This is a genomic window from Dactylosporangium darangshiense (assembly GCF_039537565.1).
Classification (GTDB): domain Bacteria; phylum Actinomycetota; class Actinomycetes; order Mycobacteriales; family Micromonosporaceae; genus Dactylosporangium; species Dactylosporangium darangshiense.
In genome coordinates, this window is record NZ_BAABAT010000014.1 from 1 (window position 1) to 18697 (window position 18697).

An 18697-nucleotide genomic window follows, 5' to 3' on the forward strand; every position below is an offset into this window, starting at 1 on the left:
ATAGTGTTACGGCGGCCATAGCGGAGGGGAAACGCCCGGTCCCATTCCGAACCCGGAAGCTAAGCCCTCCAGCGCCGATGGTACTGCACCCGAGAGAGTGTGGGAGAGTAGGACGCCGCCGGACAAACTCTCGATCGAGGGCCGCCCAGTGGGCGGCCCTCGATTCGTTTACCGGGGTCGAGCGCATACGGCGCGCCCCGGTCGGGAAGGATGAAGTCGTGAACGCAATGCCACACGACGGCAACGGTCAGGACGGCCCGAAGCGGCCGCGCAAGGACGACGATCGGCCGGCTCGCGGCCGCGACGACCAGCCGCGGGGTGACCGGCCGCGCGGGGAGCGGTCCGGCGACGACCGGCCGCGTGACGACCGTGGGCGCGGTGGGCGCTTCGGTGGCGACCGGCCGGCTCGGTCCGGCGGTGATCGGCCGTCCCGCTTCGGTGGTGATCGGCCGCGCGGTGACCGTGATGGCGGGGGTGACCGGCGCGGGTTCGACGGGCCGCGCGGTGACCGCGCCCGTGGTGATCGGCCCGGGTTTGATGGGCCGCGCGGTGACCGTGCCCGCGGTGACCGTCCTGGATTTGATGGGCCGCGTGGGGATCGTTCCCGCGGTGACCGGCCCGGGTTCGATGGGCCGCGTGGGGATCGTTCGCGCGGGGACCGGCCTGGATTTGATGGGCCGCGTGGGGATCGCTCCCGCGGCGACCGGCCCGGGTTCGACGGGCCGCGCGGAGACCGTTCCCGTGGTGACCGGCCTGGATTCAATGGGCCTCGCGGCGACCGTTCCCGTAGCGATCGGCCTGGGTTTGATGGGCCGCGTGGGGATCGTTCCCGTACTGACCGGCCTGGATTTGATGGGCCGCGTGGAGATCGTTCGCGCGGGGACCGGCCCGGGTTTGATCGGCCGCGTGGGGATCGATTCCGCGATGACAAGCCTGGATACGACCAGGGGCGCGGGGATCGTCCGCGCGATGACCGGCCCGCGTTCGGGCGCGGGGAGCGGTCGCGTGATGACCGGCCCGGGTTCGACCGGCCGCGTGGGGACCGATTCCGGGACGAGCGCGGGCGTGGGAACTTCCGCGACGGGGGCCGTGACAGTGGCGGGCCGCCGCGGGGTGAGTTCCGGGGTGATCGGCCAGAGCGTGGCGGGCACCGTGGTGGGTTCTCGGGTGGATCGCGCGACCGTGATGGTGGCGGGTTCCGCGATCGGGAGGCCGGCGGGTACCGCGGGCGTGAGGGGTCCGGGTTCCGGGATCGTGACGGTGGCGGGTTCCGCGACCGTGACGGCGGGTTCCGTGGGCGTGATCGTGAGGGTGGTTTCCGCGACCGGGACGGTGCGCCGCGTGGCGATCGGCCGTCCGGGTTCCGCGACCGTGATGGCGCGCCGCGTGGCGATCGGCCGTCCGGGTTCCGGGATCGGGACGGTGCGCCCCGTGGGGACCGGCCGTCTGGGTTCCGTGACCGTGATGGTGCGCCCCGTGGGGATCGGCCGTCTGGGTTCCGTGACCGTGATGGTGCGCCCCGTGGCGATCGGCCGTCTGGGTTCCGTGGGCGCGAGGGTGGTTTCCGCGACCGCGACGGTGCGCCGCGTGGCGATCGGCCGTCCGGGTTCCGTGACCGTGATGGTGCGCCCCGTGGTGAGCGGCCGTCGGGGTTCCGTGACCGGGACGGTGGGCCCCGTGGGGACCGGCCGTCGGGGTACCGGGATCGTGATGGCGGGTTCCGCGGTGAGCGGGCCGGTGGTGGTTACCGCGACCGTGACGGCGGGTTCCGTGACCGCGAAGGCGGCCGCGACCGGGACCGCGATGGTGCGCCGCGTGGCGATCGGCCGTCGGGGTTCCGCGATCGGGACGGTGGGTCCCGGGAGCGGGGCGGGAATCGGCCGGGGTACCGCGATCGGGACGGTGAGCGCGGGCGCGCCGGGGGGTTCCGGGATCGGGACGCCGGGGACCGTGGCGCCGGGGCGCAGCGGGCCGAAGGGCTGCGGCGTGGAGATGCCGGCGGGTACCGGCCGCGGGTGAGCGATCCCGGGTTCGTCAGCAGTGACGAGAGCGGGGAAGAGACTGTCAGCCGGGTTGCCGATCCGGTGCTTGCGGACGACATCGACGCGTCGGAGCTCGATCGGGAGGTGCGGGCTGAGCTCAGCTCGCTCGCGCGGCCCGTGGCTGAGGAGGTTGCGCGGCGGCTGGTTGCGGCCGGGCAGCTCATTGACGATGACCCCGAGCTGGCGCTGGCGCATGCGCTCGTGGCGCGGCGGAAGGCGTCGCGGATCGCGGTCGTGCGTGAAGCGGCGGGGCTTGCGGCCTATCACGCCGGGGAGTGGCAGACGGCGCTGGGGGAGCTGCGGACGTACCACCGGATGACCGGGCGGCAGACGCACATCGCGGTCATCGCGGACTGTGAGCGGGCACTCGGGCGGCCGGAGAAGGCCATCGACCTGTTCCGGACGGCGGACCGCGAGAAGCTGTCGGCCGAGGAGATCGTGGAGCTGCTGATCGTTGCCGCGGGGGCCCGCGGGGACATGGGGCAGCAGGACGCGGCCGTGGCGATGCTGCAGGTCCGGGAGCTCACCTCGGCGCCCGAGGCGCCCTGGGCGGCTCGGCTGCGGTACGCGTACGCCGATGCGTTGCTGCGGGCCGGGCGGCGGGAAGAGGCGCGGGAGTGGTTTGCCCGGGCCGCGGACCTGGACGAGGACCTGCGTACCGACGCGGCTGAGCGGCTGCTCGAGCTCGACGGGATCACGCTCGACGGCGACACGGAAGACGACTCGGAGGACGGCGAAGGGGCCGGCGAGGACCGTGCCGAGGCCGGCGCGAGTGCGGCGGCGGACTATGACGACGAGGAAGACCTCGACGACGAGGACGACGACCGCGACGACGACGATGACGACGACGACGATCGCGACGACGACGACGAGGACGAGGACTACGACGACGTAGACGACGAGGACGACGACTACGACGACGAGGACGAGGACGACGATCGCGATGACGACGACTACGACGACGACGAGGAAGACGACGACGTAGACGACGAGGAAGACGACGACGTAGACGACGAGGACGAGGAAGACGACGACTACGACGACGAAGATGACGACGACGTAGACGACGAGGACGACGACCGCGATGACTACGACGACGAAGACGACTACGACGATGAAGATGACGACGACGTAGACGACGAGCGTGACGGGGACAGCGGCGAGGGCGACGAAGGACGTGGGCGCGGCGAGGACGGCGGGGACGCCGATGACGAGCGCGACGGGGACTTCGGCGACCAGGAGCCGATGACCGCGCAGGGCGATGACGCGTCCGGCGATGACAAGAGCGGCGCGGGCGACGCGTCGAGCGAGGTCCGAGCCGGCGACGACAAGGCCGGCGACGACAAGGACCGCGACGACAAGGCCGGCGACGACGAAGCTGACGACGACGCGGCCGGTGACGACAAGGCCGGGCAGGGCGAAGGCGGCCGGGGCGACGCCGGTGACACGGGCCAGGGCGACGAGGCAGCCGGGAAGCGTGGCGAGGCGGGGTCGGCGTGAGTGCGGTCGTGGGCGATGCCCGGGCGGAAGCCGTCGATGGCGGGGATCTGGTCGGGCAGTACGACCTGGTGATCTTTGATCTTGACGGGGTTCTGTACCTCGTCGATCAGGTCATTCCGGGGGCCGCGGAGGCGTGTGCGAAGTTGCGTGAGCGGGGGATGCCCAGCGCGTACGCGACGAACAACGCCTCGCGGCTGCCGGGCGACGTTGCCGCGCTGCTGACGCGGATCGGGATTCCGGCCGTGGAGCGCGAGGTCGTGACCTCGGCGCATGCGACCGCGCTGCTGATGGCGGAGCGGTTTCCGGCCGGTACGCCGGTGCTGATCCTCGGGGCGCCGGCGCTGCGCGAGGAGGTCGTCGCCGCGGGGCTCACGCCGGTGACGGAGGCGGCCGAAGCGCGGGTCGTTGTGCAGGGGTACGGGCCGGACGTGCGCATGCGGGACCTCGGCGACGCCGCCGTGGCCATTCGCGGCGGGGCCGCCTGGATCGCGACCAACGCCGACAAGACGCTGCCCTCGCCGCGGGGGCCGCTGCCGGGCAACGGGTCGCTGGTCGTGGCGCTCGCCACGGCGCTCGGGCGGCAGCCGGACACGATCGTGGGGAAGCCCGACCCTGGGCTGTTCCTCGAGGCGGCGCGGGAGCGCGGTGCGCGGCGGGCGCTCGTCGTCGGGGACCGGCTCGACACGGACATCGAAGGGGCGAACCGGGCCGGGATGGACAGCCTGCTCGTGCTGACCGGGGTGTCCGACGCCGCCGAGTTGCTCGGGGCGCCCGCTGAGCGGCGGCCGACCTTCGTGGCCGAGGACCTCGGTGGGCTCTTCGAGCCGGGTGTCGCGCTGCCGCGGGCGGGGGAGACTCCTGATGTACCACTGCGGGGGCAATGGCAGGTCACTGAGCGTGAGGGACGGTGGGAGCTCGCGGGGGACGGACGTCCGGTCGATGCTCTTGCGGCCCTGTGCCGGGTGGCCTGGGCGGAGAGCGAGGCACGCGCGGTCGTCGCGGACGGCGACGGGGCTCAGGCCGCGTTGAAGTGGCTCAAGCTGGGCTGACCGCCCGAGGCTCTCAGAGCAGCTTGCGGAGCTTCAGCAGGTCCATCATGCCGGCCTCGATCTTGATGCGGCCGCTCGTCCAGGCCGCCATGACGTTGAGGCGGCCGTTGACCAGCTCGACGAGGTCGTCGCTGGACGAAGTGAGCTTGATCTTCGCGCGCGGGTCGTCGCCGTCGGTCAGGTCGATGATCTGGCCGCCGCTCAGCCGGCCGTGGAACGCCACGTCGAGGTCGGTGACGCGGCAGGCCAGTGTGCGGTCGAAGTCGAGCTTCTCACGGGCCTGCGCCGCGTTGGCCGCGAGTCGCTCTGCGAGCTTCTGCAGTGCGGCGCGACACTCGTCAACCGTTGCCATTGCGCGAATCCCCGTCGTTGTGCGGTCCAGTGGAACTGTGACGGTACCGTACGGCGTCGCGGCGCGCCCGGTAGCGTGATGGCGTACACCACTTGGAGGAGAGACGCAATATGGCGCAGGAAGCATGGCGGGCGTATCTGGAGCTCGCCTACGGCATGACCGAGGCCACCACGAAGAAGGCGACCAAGACGGTCCGGCGCCTGGTCGGCAAGAGTGGCGCGACCGCCGAGCAGCTGCAGGGGATGGCCGAGGACCTGCTCAAGGCCGGGTCGGCGAACCGTGAGGCGGTGACGAAGCTGGTGCGGTACGAGCTGGACCGGGCGCTGGGCGCCGTCGGGCTGGCCACCGCGGAGGAGGTGGCGTCGCTCACAAACCGCGTGCACGAGCTCGAGGCGCAGCTCAAGGAGGCGACCGTGAGCTCCGTCGCGCCGGAGCACGAGCCCGCGCCGCCGGTTGGCGCCGAGGCGATCACCGAGGCCCCGGCTTCCGCTCGCAAGGCGGTGGCCAAGAGGGCCGTGGCCAAGAAGATCGCGCCGGCCAAGACCGCCGCTCCGGCGAAGGCCGCCGAGGCGCCGGCCAAGGCCGCCGCCCCGGCGAAGACTGCTGCTCCGGCGAAGACTGCTGCGGCGAAGACCGCCGCTCCGGCGAAGACTGCTGCGGCCAAGGCCGCCGAGGCGTCGGCCAAGGCGGCGCCCGCTCGTCGCGCGCAGGCGAAGAAGGCGGCCGCCAAGGCCGCGATCGAGACCGTCGCCGCCGCCTCCGAAACCGGGCCGGCGTCGGCCAAGCTGCCCGTGAAGAAGACCACTCGCGCGCCCCGGAAGACGGCGTCGTGACCGCCCCGAGCCCTGGTGGCGCGCCCGTTCCCGGGCCGGGGCCGATGCCCGGGCCGCCCGGCGCGACGGTGCTGGGCCGGGTCGAGGCGGCGGTTGCGGCGTTGGGCGAGGTAGCGTCGCTTCCACTGCGGCAGCAGGTTTCGGTGTACGCCGACGCCCACCGCACGATGCAGGAGACGCTGGGCACGATCGAGGAACGTTGACCTCTCAGGGAGCTGCTGGCAGATGGCGCGCCGGAACCGTCTCGACGCCGAGCTGGTGCGCCGTGGGCTGGCCCGCTCCCGGGAGCAGGCCGCCGCGCTGATCGCCGCCGGCCGGGTGGAGGTGCGCGGCACGGCCGCCGGCAAGGCCGCGGCCCAGATCGACCCGGCGGACCCGGTGCGGGTGCTGGAGGCGGCGGAGGACGAGTACGTGTCGCGGGGCGGGCACAAGCTGGCCGGCGCCCTGGACGCGTTCGCCGCGCTGCCCGTCGCCGGGCGGCGCTGCCTCGACGCGGGCGCCTCGACCGGCGGGTTCACCGACGTGTTGCTGCGCAGGGGTGCGGCGGCGGTGGCGGCGGTGGACGTCGGGTACGGCCAGATCGCGTGGTCCCTGCGCACCGACGAACGGGTGCAGGTGATCGAGCGGACCAACGTGCGCACGCTGACGCCGGAGCAGATCGGCGGCGCGTGCGAGCTCACTGTTGCCGACCTGTCTTTCATCTCGCTGCGGCTGGTGCTGCCGGCCCTCGCGGCCTGCACGGCGCCGGACGGCGACCTCGTGCCGATGGTGAAGCCGCAGTTCGAGGTGGGCCGGGAGGCGCTCGGCGATCGCGGCGTGGTGCGCTCGCCGCAGCTGCGGGCCGCGGCGGTGCTCGACGTGGCCGCCGCGGCCGCCGAGCTCGGCCTGGGCGTTGCCGGCGTGGCGCGCAGCCCGCTGCCGGGGCCGCAGGGCAACGTGGAATTCTTCCTGTGGCTGCGCCGCAGCGCGCCGCCCGTGGACCCGGACGTGGTGCACGATGCGGTTGGAGCGGAGGTTCCGGCGTGAGCGGTACGGAGCGCAGCGGAGTGGCCGCTCACCGTGGACACGGCTTTGACTCGCGGCGGGACCGGAGCGAAGCGGAGGTGGCGGCGTGAGCGGACGTGAGGCACTGCTGGTTACCCATACGGGCAAGGCCAGCAACAACGATCATGCCCGGACCGTGGCGGCTGACCTGCTCGACAGCGGCTTCACCGTGCGGGTGCTGGCCGAGGAGGCCGCGGAGCTCAACATCCCGCGGGCGGTGCCGGTCAGCGGCGAGGAGGCCGCGCAGGGCGTCGAGATCGTGTTCGCGCTCGGCGGCGACGGCACGCTGCTGCGCGCCGCGGAGCTGGCCCGGCCGGCGAAGGCGCCGCTGCTCGGCATCAACCTGGGCAAGGTCGGCTTCCTGGCCGAGGCCGAGATCGGCGACGTCGACAAGGCGGTCCGCGAGATCGTCGACGGGTCGTACACGGTGGACGAGCGCCTCACGATCGACGTCACCGCCGAGCACGGCGGGCAGCTGGTCGGCAACTCGTGGGCGCTCAACGAGGTCACCGTCGAGAAGGGCGCCCGCGAGAAGATGCTGGAGCTGCTCGTCGAGGTCGACGGGCGGCCGTTGTCGCGGTACGGGTGCGACGGCGTGGTGTGCGCCACGCCGACGGGGTCGACCGCCTACGCCTTCTCGGCCGGCGGGCCGGTCGTGTGGCCGGAGCTGGAGGCCCTGCTGCTGGTGCCGATCTCGGCGCACGCGCTGTTCAGCCGGCCCCTGGTGATCTCGCCGGCGTCGACGATCACGGTGAACGTGGAGCCCTTCACCAGCTTCGCGCTGCTGTCGTGCGACGGGCGGCGAGTGATGGATCTCGCTCCGGGAGCCACGGTCACGGTACGCCGGGGAGCCCTCCCGGTCCGCGTCGTACGCCTGCGTGAGCGCCCGTTCACCGACCGTCTCGTAGCGAAGTTCGGCCTGCCGGTCGAGGGGTGGCGGCACAACCAACGGCACCACTGAGGGCGCGGTCGTGTGGGCCGGCGGCGCGCCAATACGGTGTGCTGAGTAGAGAACTGTCATACCCCGCGGCTAGTGTTCCTCACGTGCTGGAGGAACTCCGCATTACCGGACTGGGCGTGATCGAAGACGCCACCCTGCCCCTCGGCCCGGGCCTCACGGTCATCACGGGCGAGACCGGCGCGGGCAAGACCATGGTCGTGACGAGCCTCAACCTGCTGTTCGGCGGACGGGCCGACGCGGGGCGGGTGCGCGCCGACCCGGGTCGTGCCACGGTCGACGGCCGGTTGACGCTGCCGAAGCACGTGCGGGCCGCGGTGGAGAGCCGCATCGCCGACGCGGGCGCCGAGGTCGACGACGACGGCACGCTGCTGATGAGCCGCACGCTGACCGCCGAGGGCCGTTCGCGCGCCCACGTCGGCGGGCGCACCGTGCCGGTGTCGCTGCTGTCGGAGGTCGGCGAGCGGGTGTTCGCGCTGCACGGGCAGTCCGACCAGCTGCGCCTGCTGCGCCCGGCCGAGCAGCGCGCCGCGCTGGACCGCTACGCCGGGCCGGAGCACGAGAAGCTGCTGGGGCAGTTCACCGACCTCTACAACCGCTGGCGGGCCGTCGAGGACGACCTCGCCGACCGGCGGGCCAATGCGCGGCAGCGCTCGCAGGAGGCCGACCTGCTGCGGCTCGGCCTCGACGAGATCACCCGGGTCGATCCGCAGCCCGGCGAGGACGAGCTGCTGCGCGAGGAGGCCCAGCGCCTCGAGCACGTCGAGGGGTTGCGCTCGGCCGCGCAGCTGGCGCACGTGGCGCTGGCCGGCACCGGCGAGGGCGACGACGTCGTCGACGTGCTGAGCCTGATCGCGACCGCGCGGCGCACCCTGGACGGGCAGTCCAGCGTCGACCGGGTCCTGGGCGAGCTCGCCGCCCGGCTCGACGAGGTCGCCACGCTCGCCGGGGACGTCTCGACGGAGCTGGGCACCTATCTGGCGTCGCTGGATGCCGATCCGGGGCGGCTGCAGGAGGTGTACGAGCGGCGGGCGGCGCTGCGGGCGCTCACCCGCAAGTACGCCGAGGATGTCGACGGCGTCGTCGCCTGGGCCGAGCACGCGCGCACGCGGCTGGCCGAGCTCGACACCTCCGACGAGCTGCTCGAGGAGCTCGACCGGGAGCGCAAGCGGCTGCACGGCGAGGTGGCCGAGCTGGCGGCGGTGCTGTCGGCGGCGCGGCAGGAGGCGGCCGGGCGGTTCGCGGCCGACGTGACCGTCGAGCTGGCGGGGCTGGCGATGCCGCACGCGCGGATCGAGGTCGTGGTGGTGCCGAAGGCGGCCGGCAACGGGCCGTTGATCCCGACGGCGTCGGGCGTGGACAGCGGGGTCGGGCCGGACGGGGCCGACGACATCGAGCTGCGGCTGCTGCCGCATCCGGGCGCGCCGGCGCAGCCGCTGCAGAAGGGCGCGTCGGGCGGTGAGCTGTCGCGGGTCATGCTCGCGATCGAGGTCGTGTTCGCCGGGGTTGGCGGGCCGCCGACGCTCGTGTTCGACGAGGTCGATGCCGGGGTCGGCGGGACGGCCGCCGTGGAGATCGGCAAGCGGCTGGCTCGGCTGGCTCGGGAGCATCAGGTGCTGGTGGTGACGCACCTGCCGCAGGTGGCGGCGTTTGCGGATCGGCATCTGGTGGTGGCGAAGGACACGGGTGGGGCGGTCACCACCAGTGGGGTGCGGGTTGTGGAGCATACGGAGCGGGCTCGGGAGCTGGCTCGGATGCTGGCAGGGCTGCCCGATTCGGATCTGGGGATTGCGCACGCGGAGGAGTTGTTGTCGGTGGCGGATCGGGAGAAGGCCTGAGGGTCTTTTCCGCGTTACGGGGCCGGGGGGCCGGGGCGGGGCCGGGGGAAGGTGTCTGCTCTGGGCACTGGGCCGGGAAAGCCGTGCGGCCTCGTCGGCCCCCTTGCGGTTGTGGCAGTGGCAGTGGTTGCGGTTGTTGCGGTTTGGCCGTGGTAGTGGTTGCGGTTTTGTAAGGACCGCTTGGGTTCACGGGGTGTTTGATCCATCGCTCTACGTTGTGACTGTGGTGGATGCGGTTGCGGGGTCGCCCTGGGTGTTGTTGGTGGTGTTTTTCGTGGCTGGGCTGGATGCGATTGTTCCGCTTTCGCCCAGTGAATCCACGTTGATTGCTGTTTCGGTGCTGGCCGGGTCCACTGGGTCGCCGCATATCGTGCTCGTGATCCTCGCGGCCGCCTCGGGGGCGTTCGCTGGAGACGTGCTGTCCTATCGCATCGGGCTGCGGGCGGGAGCGGGGGTTCTGCGGCGGCTGCAAGGCAGGACGCGCGGGCTGGCGGCCTACTACTGGGCCGGGAAGACCCTGGACCGGCGCGGGGGGCAGGTGCTGGTGTTCGCGCGGTATCTGCCGGGTGGGCGGTCGGCCTCCGCGCTGGCCGCCGGGGTGGTCGGGTACCCGGCGGGGCGCTTTCAGGCCTGGACGGCGCTCGGGGTGAGTCTCTGGGCCTCGATGGCCGGGCTTATCGGGTACTGGTGCGGCAGGCACTTCTCGGGGCAACCCTGGAAGGCGCTGCTGTTCGCCTACGCGGGTGCGGGGATGCTGCTGCTGGCAGCCGAAGTGGGGCGGCGGTTCTCAGCACCGGCCGACCAGGAGGTTGACCCTCGTGCCGACGGGCGCGACGGTCGTGGCCAAGGTCGACTGCTCGAGCACGATCATGGCGCCGGACGGGCCGACCTCGCGGATCACTCCGAGCTCGAGTCCGGCGGCGCGTAGGGCGGCGGTGGCCTCGGCCGGGGTCTTTCCGGCGAGGTTCGGCACGCGGGTCAGGCGGATCGACGATAATGTTTCCATCAGGCGACTCCTCACGATGGAACCCTGTGCAGACGTGAGGCGGGTCGGCGCGTCGTAAATACGCGCTCACACTGTCAGGTGCGCGACACACGCGCGCGTGGCGGGCAGGGTGACCGGCGTCACGCCGAAACGTGAAATGGGGCGTTCCACCTGGTGGTGGACATGTCGCGCACAGCTTTCGGCGTCGGTCCATGCCAGGATGGTGCTGATGCGACTTCCAACCTTGCGCCGCACCCGGCCCGCCGAGCCGGGTGTCATCGCTGGCGTCGTGAGGCTCGATCGGCGGACGAAGCGCCTGGTGGGGCGGCTGCGGCCGGGGGACATCGCGGTCATCGACCACGTGGACCTCGACCGGGTGGCGGCCGACTCGCTGGCCGCGTCGGGCGTGGCGGCGGTGCTCAACGCGAAGCCGTCGGTGTCCGGGCGGTATCCGAACCTCGGGCCCGAAGGGCTGATCAAGGCCGGCGTCCCGCTCGTGGACGACCTGGGCGAGGAGCTGTTCGACCGGCTGCGCGAGGGCGAGTCGGTGCGCATCGAGGGCGACACCGTGTACATCGGCGAGGAGGCCGTTGCCAAGGGCGTGCGGCAGGACTCCGACTCGGTCGCCGAGGCGATGGCCGACGCCCGTGAAGGGCTGTCCGTGCAGCTCGAGGCGTTCGCGGCCAACACGTTGGAGTACCTCAAGCAGGAGCGCGGGCTGCTGCTCGACGGCGTCGGCGTGCCCGAGGTGCAGACGCAGATCGCCGGGCGGCACTGCCTGATCGTGGTGCGCGGGTACGACTACAAGGCCGACATCGACGTGCTGCGGCCCTACATCCGGGAGTACAAGCCGGTCCTCATCGGCGTCGACGGCGGCGCGGACGCGCTGGTCGAGGCGGGGTACACGCCGGACATGATCATCGGCGACATGGACTCCGTCAGCGACGACGTGCTGCGCTGCGGCGCCGAGATCGTCGTGCACGCCTATCCCGACGGGCGCGCGCCCGGGCTCGCCCGCGTGCAGCGGCTCGGCGTCGAGGCGATCACCTTCCCGGCCGCGGCGACCAGCGAGGACATCGCGATGCTGCTGGCCGACGAGAAGGGCGCATCGCTCCTGGTGGCGGTCGGCACCCACAACACCCTGATCGAGTTCCTCGACAAGGGCCGTGGCGGCATGGCCTCGACGTTCCTGACCCGGCTCAAGCTCGGCGGCAAGCTGGTGGACGCCAAGGGGGTCAGTAGGCTGTACCGGCAGAGCCTCTCCGGATCGTCGCTGATCCTGTTGCTCGCCTCGGCGATCGCCGCGATGGCCGCCGCGCTCGCGGTCACCACGATCGGCCGGGCCTATCTCGGCGTCATCGCCGAGTGGTGGGACAACCTGATCTTCACGCTGTTCTCGTAGAAGGCCGCCTTTGCTGTGATCAACTTCCGGTACCACGTGGTGTCGCTGGCCGCCGTCTTCCTGGCGCTGGCCATCGGCCTCGTCGTCGGGACCGCAGCGGCGAACGGGCCGCTCGCCGAGAACCTCAACGACCAGGTCAACAAGATCACCAACGAGAAGCAGCAGCTGCGCGACGACCTCGAGCAGTCCCGGGCCGAGCTGAAGAAGAACGCCGACTTCGCCACCGAGGTGGCGCCGATGCTGCTGACCAACAAGCTCAACGGCAAGAACGTCCTGCTCATCAAGCTCGACGGCAGCGACAGCGGCGACGTCGGCACCGCCACCGACGGGGTCGCGAGCATGCTCGGCACAGCCGGCGCCAAGGTCGCCGGCACGCTCACGATCAAGGAGAAGTTCACGGCCGCCAGCAACAGCGCGACGCTGCTCCAGCTCGCCGAGTCCTCAGCGCCGCCCGGCCTGAGCGGCGCCCTGCCCAACCAGGCCAACGGCGTGGACACCTCGGCCGCGCTGCTGGCCGCGGTGCTCGTCGGCAAGACCGGCACCCCGCAGGTCGAGGGCACCCGGACGGTGCTCAGCACGTACGAGGCCAGCGGGTTCATCGGGCTCGACGGGGACTTCAAGACGCCCGCCGAGGCGGTCGTCATCGTCGCCGGTGCGCCCGCCACGGGCAAGGACGCCAAGGACCGCAACACCGCCGCGTTGACCCTGGCCAGCCGCTTCGACCTGGCCGGGCGCGTCGTCGTGGCCGGGCTCTCGGCCAACGGCCTGGTTTCGTCGGTACGCGGGGATGCCTCCATCGCCAAGTCGATCTCGACGGTCGACAACGCGGTCACCGCATACGGCCAGGTCGCGGCCGTCATGGCGCTCGTCGAGCGGCTCGGCGGCAAGACCGGCCACTACGGCATCGGCGACGGGGCGAGCAGCCTGCTGCCGAAGACGGCGAGCGTGGGCAATGGCTCGTAGGCGCCTGTTGCGCTTCGTCACCGGCGCGCTGGCCGGCCCCGTCGCGGGCGGGGTGGCGCGCGCCGCCCTGCGTGCCCTGCGGGACAGCCCGGCGCTCGAGCGCACCAACTTCCACGGCCGGCGCGTGTCGCTCGCCGGCGGGCCCGCGCTCGCCCTCGGCGCCACCGCCGGCGCCGTCGTGCAGCGGCCCGAGCACGCCGCCGCGACCGTGGTCGCCGGGCTCGGCTCCGGCGCCGTCGGCCTCTACGACGACCTCGTCGGCGGCCGGCCCGAGCATTCGGCCAAGGGCTTCCGCGGCCACATCGGCGCGCTGCGGCAGGGCCGGGTGACCAGCGGCCTGGTGAAGATCGCCGGGGTGGGCGCCGCCGGGCTCGTCGCCGCCGCGCTGCTGCCCCGCCGCCGGGCGATCGACGTGGTCCTCGGCGCCGGGGTCATCGCCGGGTCGGCCAACCTGTTCAACCTGCTCGACCTGCGCCCGGGCCGGGCGCTGAAGGCCGGGCTCGCGGCCGGCACCCCGCTGGGCGCGTCCGGCCCGATCGGCGCGGCGAGCGCGCTGCTGCCGGCCGACCTCGGTGAGGAGATCATGCTGGGCGACGCCGGGGCCAACGCGCTCGGCGCGCTGCTCGGCACCGCGTACACGGCCCGCACGGGCACCTTCGGACGCCTCGCCGCCCTGGCGGGGATCGTGGCGCTGACGGCGGCCAGCGAGAAGGTGAGCTTCACCAAGGTCATCGAGGCCAACCCGCTGCTGAACCGCCTCGACCAGTGGGGCCGGCGGGGTCCCGACGACGGCCCGGATGATGACACCGTTGGCGATGAATCGGAAATGCCGGAAATGTCCGCGGAAGGCCCGGAAGGCGGCCGGCGGCCGCGTAAGCCGTCGCAGTATCCGCGCGGGTGACGAGAAGCAGGCTGTTCGGGGCGGCGGCGCTCGTCGCGGGACTCACCATTCTGAGCCGGATTGCCGGATTTGCCCGCATTATGGTGTTCAACTCGACCGTTGGCGCGACCGGGCTCGGAAGTGCGTATCAGGCCGCGAACACCGTGCCCAACATCATCTTCGAGCTCGTCGCCGGTGGGGCGCTCGCCAGTCTCGTGGTGCCGCTGCTCGCCGGGAAGGACCGCGAGACGGTCGGGCGGATCGTGGGTGCGCTGCTCACCTGGGTCGTCATCATCCTCGTGCCGGTCGCGCTCCTGGTCGCCGTGTTTGCGCATCCGCTCGTCCAGGTGCTCGCCAGCGGGAAGCCGCCCGAAGTCATCGACGCCGGGGCCGACATGCTGCGGGTGTTCGCGCCGCAGCTGCCGCTCTACGGGGTGGGGATCGTGCTGACGGGGGCGCTGCAGACGTACCGGCGGTTTGCGTGGCCCGTCATCGCGCCGCTGCTGTCCAGCCTCACCGTCATGGGCGTGTACATCGTGTTCGGGGTGCTGGCCGGAAACGGGGCCGGGCTCGGGAGCGTGTCCGGCGGGGAGCTGCTCGTGCTGTCCGGGGGGACCACGCTCGCCGTCGCGGTGCTGTCGCTGTGCCTCGTCGTGCCCGTCGGGCGGCTGCGGCTGGGGATCCGGGCCTCCACGCGGCTCGATGTGGGGGCCGTGGCCACGCTCAAGCCGCTCGCCGTGGCGGGAATCGTCACCGTAGGCACGCAGCAGCTGGTGCTCGGGCTGGCGATCCGGCTCGTCAGCTACGGGCCGGGGGACGGGGTCATCGTCACCTACTCGCTCGCGCAGACGATGTTCCTGCTGCCCTGGGCGGTGCTGGCGGTGCCGTTGGCGACCACGGCCTATCCGGCGCTGGCCGAGCGGGGCGCCGCCGGCGACCGGGAAGGGTTCGCCGCCGCGCTCGCGCCACCCACGCGGGCCGTCGTGCTGCTGAGCTGCCTCGGCGCGGCCGGGCTGATCGTGCTCGCGCGGCCCATCGCGGTGCTGCTCGCCGCCGCCGCCTCGGAGCCGCCCGACGTGGGCACGCTCGCGGCCGGGATGGCGTGGTTCGCGCCGGGGCTGCTCGGGTACGGGCTGTTCGCGCTGCTGTCGAGGGCGCTCTATGCCGGGGGGAACGCCTACCCGGCGGCCCTCGCCACCGCGATCGGCTGGGGGGCGGGCGCCGTGGCCGCGGTGACGCTGTCCCTCGCGCTGCCCCTTGCCGACCGGGTGGCGGCGGTCGCGGCGGCGAACTCGGTGGGCATGCTGGTGCTGGGGGCGGCGCTGCTGGTGGCGGTGCGCCGCCGGGCCGGTGGCGAGGCGTTGGGCGGCACATGGCGTACCGCATCCGTGTCGCTGCTGTCCGCCGCGGCGGCCGTAGGCGTCGGGCTGCTCGTTCGGGGGCAACTGACAACCCCGGGTGTGGCCGGGGCGGTTACGCAGGGCATGCTGTGCGGAGTCGTGGTGGCGGCGGTCTTCCTCGCCGGGGCGGCGGTCGGCGACCGGGCCACCCTGCGGCGGTTGACCGGAAGAAGGGACGGGTAGTGGGCGCCCGCATCGCGTTGGTCCTGGCAACGACCACTGGCGGCACCGGGCGGCACGTCGCCATGCTCGCCGAAGGCCTGGTCGCGCGCGGCCACGAGGTCAGCGTGCACGGGCCGGCGGCCACCGAGGAGCAGTTCGGGTTCACGGCGCGCGGCGCGAGGTTCGTGCCCGTCGAGATCCCGGCCAGCCCGCAGCCGGGGGACGTGCTCGCCGTGCGTGCGCTGCGGCGCGCCATTCGCGACGCCGATGTCATCCACGCGCACAGCCTGCGGGCCGGCCTCGTCGCCGCGCTCGCCCGCACCGGCGGGACGCCGCTCGTCGTGACCTGGCACAACCTGGTGCTGGCCACCGGGCTGCGGGGCAAGCTCTACCTGCCGCTCGAGCGGCGGGTCGCCCGCGCCGCCGACGTCACCCTCGCCGTCTCCAGCGACCTCGCCGACCGGGCCCGCGAGCTCGGGGCGCGCGACGTGCGGCTGGCCAAGGTGCCGGCGCCCGTGCTGCGGCCCGTCGCGCGCGACCGGGCCGTGGTGCGCGAGGAGCTCGGCGCCGAGCCGGGGCAACCGCTGGTGCTCGCCGTCGGGCGGCTGCACCCGCAGAAGGGCTTCGAGACGCTCGTGTCCGCCGCCGTGCGCTGGCGCGACCGGGAGCCCGAGCCGTTCGTGGCGATCGCCGGCAGCGGGCCGTCGTACATGTCGCTGGCCCAGCGCATCTCCGTCGAGCACGCGCCCGTGCACCTGCTCGGCTACCGCGACGACGTGCCGGACCTGCTCGGCGCCGCGGACCTCGTCGTGGCGACCAGCGTGTGGGAGGGCCAGCCACTGTTCATCCAGGAGGCGATGGCCGCGGGGGTACCGCTGGTGTCGACCTCCGTCGGCGGCGTCCCCGACGTCGTCGGGTCCGCGGCCCGGCTCGTGGCGCCGCACGACGTCGACGCCGTGTACGAGGCCGTCGTCGGACTGCTCGACGACCCCGCGGCGCGCGAGCGGCTCGGCCGCCTGGGCAAGGAGCGCTCGGCCGGCTGGCCGACCGAGCAGGACAGCGTCGAGCAGGCCGAGGCGGTGTACGCACAGCTGCGCGACCGCGGGGAGCGCTGATGCGCCACTGGCTGCATCGGTTCACCCCGGCACTGCTGGCACTGCTCGCCGGGCTGCTCGGCCTCGTCGCGCTGGTCCCGCAGCCGGCCGCCGCGCCGGCCCCGCCGGCCGCCGACTACGTCCTCGTCGTCGGCGTCGCCGGGCTGCGCTGGGACGACATCAACGCCGCCGACACGCCGGCCATGTGGCAGATGGCCCAGAGCGGCGCGATCGGCGCGCTGTCGGTGCGCTCGGCCCGGCGGATCACCTGCGCCGGCGACGGGTGGCTGACGCTCGGGTCGGGCAACTTCGCGGTGTACACCGCCGGGCCGGTGACCCCCGTGTGCCCGGAGCTTGGCGTGCCGGTCACCGTCGACAAGTCCGGCGCCTCCCTGACCGACCAGAGCGACATCGTCGCGCGCAACCGGGCCCTGCACTGGGGCGCGCAGCCGGGCGCGCTCGCCGAGGGCGTGCGGTGCACCACCGCGATCGGGCCCGGCGCGGCGGTCGCCGCCGCCCGCCCGTACGGGCGCATCGACATCTACTCCGAGAACTTCGACGACCGGCTGCTCGACAAATGTGCGCTGACGCTGATCGACCTCGGGCAGATCGCCGGCGACGACCCGGTGTCACGGGCCGCGGACGCCCGCCGCGCCGACGCCGCGCTCGCTTCGATCCTCGCCGCCCGGCCGAGGAGCTCCGTCGTCGTGCTCGCCGGCCTGTCCGACCTCGACGCGACCAGCCGGCTGCACGTCGCGATCGCGCAGGGACCCGGGTTCACCGGCGGCTGGCTCACCTCCCCGTCGACGTCGCGGCCCGGCTACGTCCAGGTCGTCGACCTCGCACCGACCGCCCTGGCCGCCCTCGACCGGCCGGTGCCCGGCAAGCTCTTCGCCGGCGGCGCCGCCTCCGCCACCGGCAACGGCCGCCCGGCCGACGTCACTGCCGCGGTCAGCCGCCTCGCCGACGCCGACCGCGAGGCCACCGTCCAGCGCCGGGTCGGCACCAACTTCTTCACCACCCTCGTCGTGGCCGAGCTGCTGCTCTTCGTCGCCTGCGTGCCGCTGCTGCGGCGGGCCCGGCGCCCACCCGGGCCGCTGGCCTTCCGGCCCGTGCCGCGGCCGATCGTGCGGGGCGCCGAGGTGCTGCTGATCGCCGCCTCTCTGGCCGTGCCGGCCGCGCTCGTCGCCGACCTGCTGCCCTGGTGGCGGTGGATGCGGCCCGGGCTCGGCTTCGGCGGGGTGACCCTCGGGGTGCTGTGCGTGGCCACGTTCCTCATCGCGTACGTCACCCGCCGCAGCCGCGCCATCGCGCCCCTCGGCGGCGTCGCCGCGGTCGCCGCGCTCGCCGTCGCGTTCGACGTGCTCACCGGGTCGCGGCTGCAGCTCAACGGCGTCGCCGGCTACTCGACCGTGGTCGGCGGCCGCTACGCCGGCGTCGGCGTCATCGGCCTCGGCCTGCTGGTCACCGGCGCGCTGCTCGGCGGCGCCGCGCTCGCGCAGCGCTTCGAACGGCGGTGGCGCCCGTTCGTCGTGGCCGTCATCGGCGCCTTCGGCATGGTCATGATCGGCAGCCCGTACCTCGGCGCCGACGCCTCCGGCGCGGTCGCACTCACCGCCGGCGTGTGCATCGCCGCGGCGATGGCCGTCGGCGGCTGGCTCACGATCACCCGGCTGCTCTGGGCCGGCGGGGCCGCGCTGTTCGTCATGGCGGGCTTCGGCGTGCTCGACCTGTTCCGCCCCGAGGAGCAGCGCAGCAGCGTCGGCCGGCTGCTCGTGCGCACCCAGGACGGCACCGCCGGGTTCATCGCCCGGCGCATCGGCGAGGCCAACGTCGTGACCACGGTGACGAGCCCGCTCACGGTGCTCGTCCTGGGCACGGTGGTGTACACCACCTTCGTGCTCATCCGCGACTGGGGCGGCGCGCGGCGGCTGCTCGGCGTCTTCCCGCCGGTGCGCGGCGCGCTGTCCGGCCTGGTCGTCGCCGGCCTGATCGCCGGGCTGATCGAGGGCGTCTCGTTCAACGTCCTCGGCGCCGCGGTCGCCACCGCACTGCCTCTGGTCGTGCTGTCCTGCCTGCGGGTCCTCGATCACGCCGACGACCGCAGCCAGCCCGCGCCCCGCGTGCCGGAGGCGGAGCTCACGGGCTGACCGCGGGTCAACGCCCGCTCCCGCCGCAGCCGGGCGGCGAGCTGC

Annotated in this window: 16 protein-coding genes, 1 rRNA gene and 1 pseudogene; 16 read left to right on the forward strand and 2 right to left on the reverse strand. The window is 73.4% G+C overall.

Annotated elements, in window-relative coordinates:
• Nucleotides 1-7: 7 nt before the first annotated feature.
• The 4 genes from rrf (at nucleotide 8) to ABD901_RS25135 (ending at nucleotide 4591) form a co-directional block, all read left to right on the forward strand.
• A 5S ribosomal RNA gene (gene rrf, locus ABD901_RS25120) occupies nucleotides 8-124 on the forward strand.
• A 236-nt stretch (nucleotides 125-360) separates the two neighbouring features.
• Nucleotides 361-2019 carry a hypothetical protein gene (locus ABD901_RS25125; protein WP_345129674.1) on the forward strand — a complete coding sequence of 553 codons (1659 nt, stop codon included), beginning with the start codon at nucleotides 361-363 and terminating at the stop codon, nucleotides 2017-2019.
• A complete protein-coding gene (locus tag ABD901_RS59105) occupies nucleotides 2016-3542 on the forward strand; it encodes a tetratricopeptide repeat protein (protein ID WP_380139122.1) in 1527 nt (508 codons plus the stop codon). The genes ABD901_RS25125 and ABD901_RS59105 overlap by 4 nt, the downstream gene beginning before the upstream one ends.
• Nucleotides 3539-4591, forward strand: a complete 1053-nt coding sequence (locus ABD901_RS25135) for an HAD-IIA family hydrolase (RefSeq protein WP_345129676.1) — start codon at nucleotides 3539-3541, stop codon at nucleotides 4589-4591. The genes ABD901_RS59105 and ABD901_RS25135 overlap by 4 nt, the downstream gene beginning before the upstream one ends.
• 13 nt (nucleotides 4592-4604) lie before the next feature.
• On the opposite strand, the gene ABD901_RS25140 is transcribed toward ABD901_RS25135, so the two are convergent.
• Nucleotides 4605-4943 carry an SCP2 sterol-binding domain-containing protein gene (locus ABD901_RS25140; protein ID WP_345129678.1) on the reverse strand — a complete coding sequence of 113 codons (339 nt, stop codon included), beginning with the start codon at nucleotides 4941-4943 and terminating at the stop codon, nucleotides 4605-4607.
• 110 nt (nucleotides 4944-5053) lie between these two features.
• Between ABD901_RS25140 and ABD901_RS25145 the strand changes: the two genes are divergently transcribed.
• The 6 genes and pseudogenes from ABD901_RS25145 to ABD901_RS59110 all read left to right on the forward strand — a co-directional run.
• Complete coding sequence (locus ABD901_RS25145; RefSeq protein WP_345129680.1) at nucleotides 5054-5776, forward strand: phasin family protein; 723 nt, start codon at nucleotides 5054-5056, stop codon at nucleotides 5774-5776.
• Nucleotides 5773-5979, forward strand: coding sequence for a hypothetical protein (locus ABD901_RS25150; RefSeq protein WP_345129682.1), 207 nt, complete (start codon nucleotides 5773-5775; stop codon nucleotides 5977-5979). Before ABD901_RS25145 ends, ABD901_RS25150 begins: the two co-directional genes overlap by 4 nt.
• Before the next feature lie 22 nt (nucleotides 5980-6001).
• On the forward strand, nucleotides 6002-6802 hold the full coding sequence (locus ABD901_RS25155) for a TlyA family RNA methyltransferase (protein WP_345129684.1): 801 nt from the start codon (nucleotides 6002-6004) through the stop codon (nucleotides 6800-6802).
• A gap of 85 nt (nucleotides 6803-6887) precedes the next feature.
• On the forward strand, nucleotides 6888-7781 hold the full coding sequence (locus ABD901_RS25160) for an NAD kinase (protein ID WP_345129686.1): 894 nt from the start codon (nucleotides 6888-6890) through the stop codon (nucleotides 7779-7781).
• Between the two features lie 83 nt (nucleotides 7782-7864).
• The gene (gene recN / locus ABD901_RS25165) at nucleotides 7865-9616 is read left to right on the forward strand and encodes a DNA repair protein RecN (RefSeq protein ID WP_345129689.1); all 1752 of its coding nucleotides are present in this window, start codon (nucleotides 7865-7867) and stop codon (nucleotides 9614-9616) included.
• 274 nt (nucleotides 9617-9890) lie between these two features.
• A pseudogene (locus ABD901_RS59110) lies at nucleotides 9891-10289 on the forward strand (DedA family protein); the annotation flags it as partial.
• Between the two features lie 114 nt (nucleotides 10290-10403).
• Here ABD901_RS59110 and ABD901_RS59115 read toward each other — a convergent pair.
• Nucleotides 10404-10622: a PASTA domain-containing protein gene (locus tag ABD901_RS59115; protein WP_425556718.1), complete on the reverse strand. Its 219-nt coding sequence runs from the start codon at nucleotides 10620-10622 to the stop codon at nucleotides 10404-10406.
• Nucleotides 10623-10830: 208 nt separating this feature from the next.
• On the opposite strand from ABD901_RS59115, the gene steA reads away from it, so the two are divergent.
• The 6 genes from steA to ABD901_RS25200 are packed head-to-tail and all read left to right on the forward strand — an operon-like array spanning nucleotide 10831 to nucleotide 18652.
• Nucleotides 10831-12003 carry a putative cytokinetic ring protein SteA gene (gene steA / locus ABD901_RS25175; RefSeq protein WP_345129693.1) on the forward strand — a complete coding sequence of 391 codons (1173 nt, stop codon included), beginning with the start codon at nucleotides 10831-10833 and terminating at the stop codon, nucleotides 12001-12003.
• Between the two features lie 15 nt (nucleotides 12004-12018).
• Nucleotides 12019-12966, forward strand: coding sequence for a copper transporter (locus ABD901_RS25180; RefSeq protein ID WP_345129695.1), 948 nt, complete (start codon nucleotides 12019-12021; stop codon nucleotides 12964-12966).
• Nucleotides 12956-13867 (forward strand): hypothetical protein, encoded by a 912-nt coding sequence (locus tag ABD901_RS25185; protein ID WP_345129697.1) that lies wholly within the window; start codon nucleotides 12956-12958, stop codon nucleotides 13865-13867. The genes ABD901_RS25180 and ABD901_RS25185 overlap by 11 nt, the downstream gene beginning before the upstream one ends.
• The gene (gene murJ, locus ABD901_RS25190) at nucleotides 13864-15429 is read left to right on the forward strand and encodes a murein biosynthesis integral membrane protein MurJ (RefSeq protein ID WP_345129699.1); all 1566 of its coding nucleotides are present in this window, start codon (nucleotides 13864-13866) and stop codon (nucleotides 15427-15429) included. Before ABD901_RS25185 ends, murJ begins: the two co-directional genes overlap by 4 nt.
• The gene (locus ABD901_RS25195) at nucleotides 15429-16523 is read left to right on the forward strand and encodes a glycosyltransferase family 4 protein (protein WP_345129701.1); all 1095 of its coding nucleotides are present in this window, start codon (nucleotides 15429-15431) and stop codon (nucleotides 16521-16523) included. Before murJ ends, ABD901_RS25195 begins: the two co-directional genes overlap by 1 nt.
• Entirely contained in the window at nucleotides 16523-18652 is a 2130-nt protein-coding gene (locus ABD901_RS25200) for a hypothetical protein (protein WP_345129703.1), read from the forward strand. The genes ABD901_RS25195 and ABD901_RS25200 overlap by 1 nt, the downstream gene beginning before the upstream one ends.
• Nucleotides 18653-18697 lie beyond the last annotated feature (45 nt).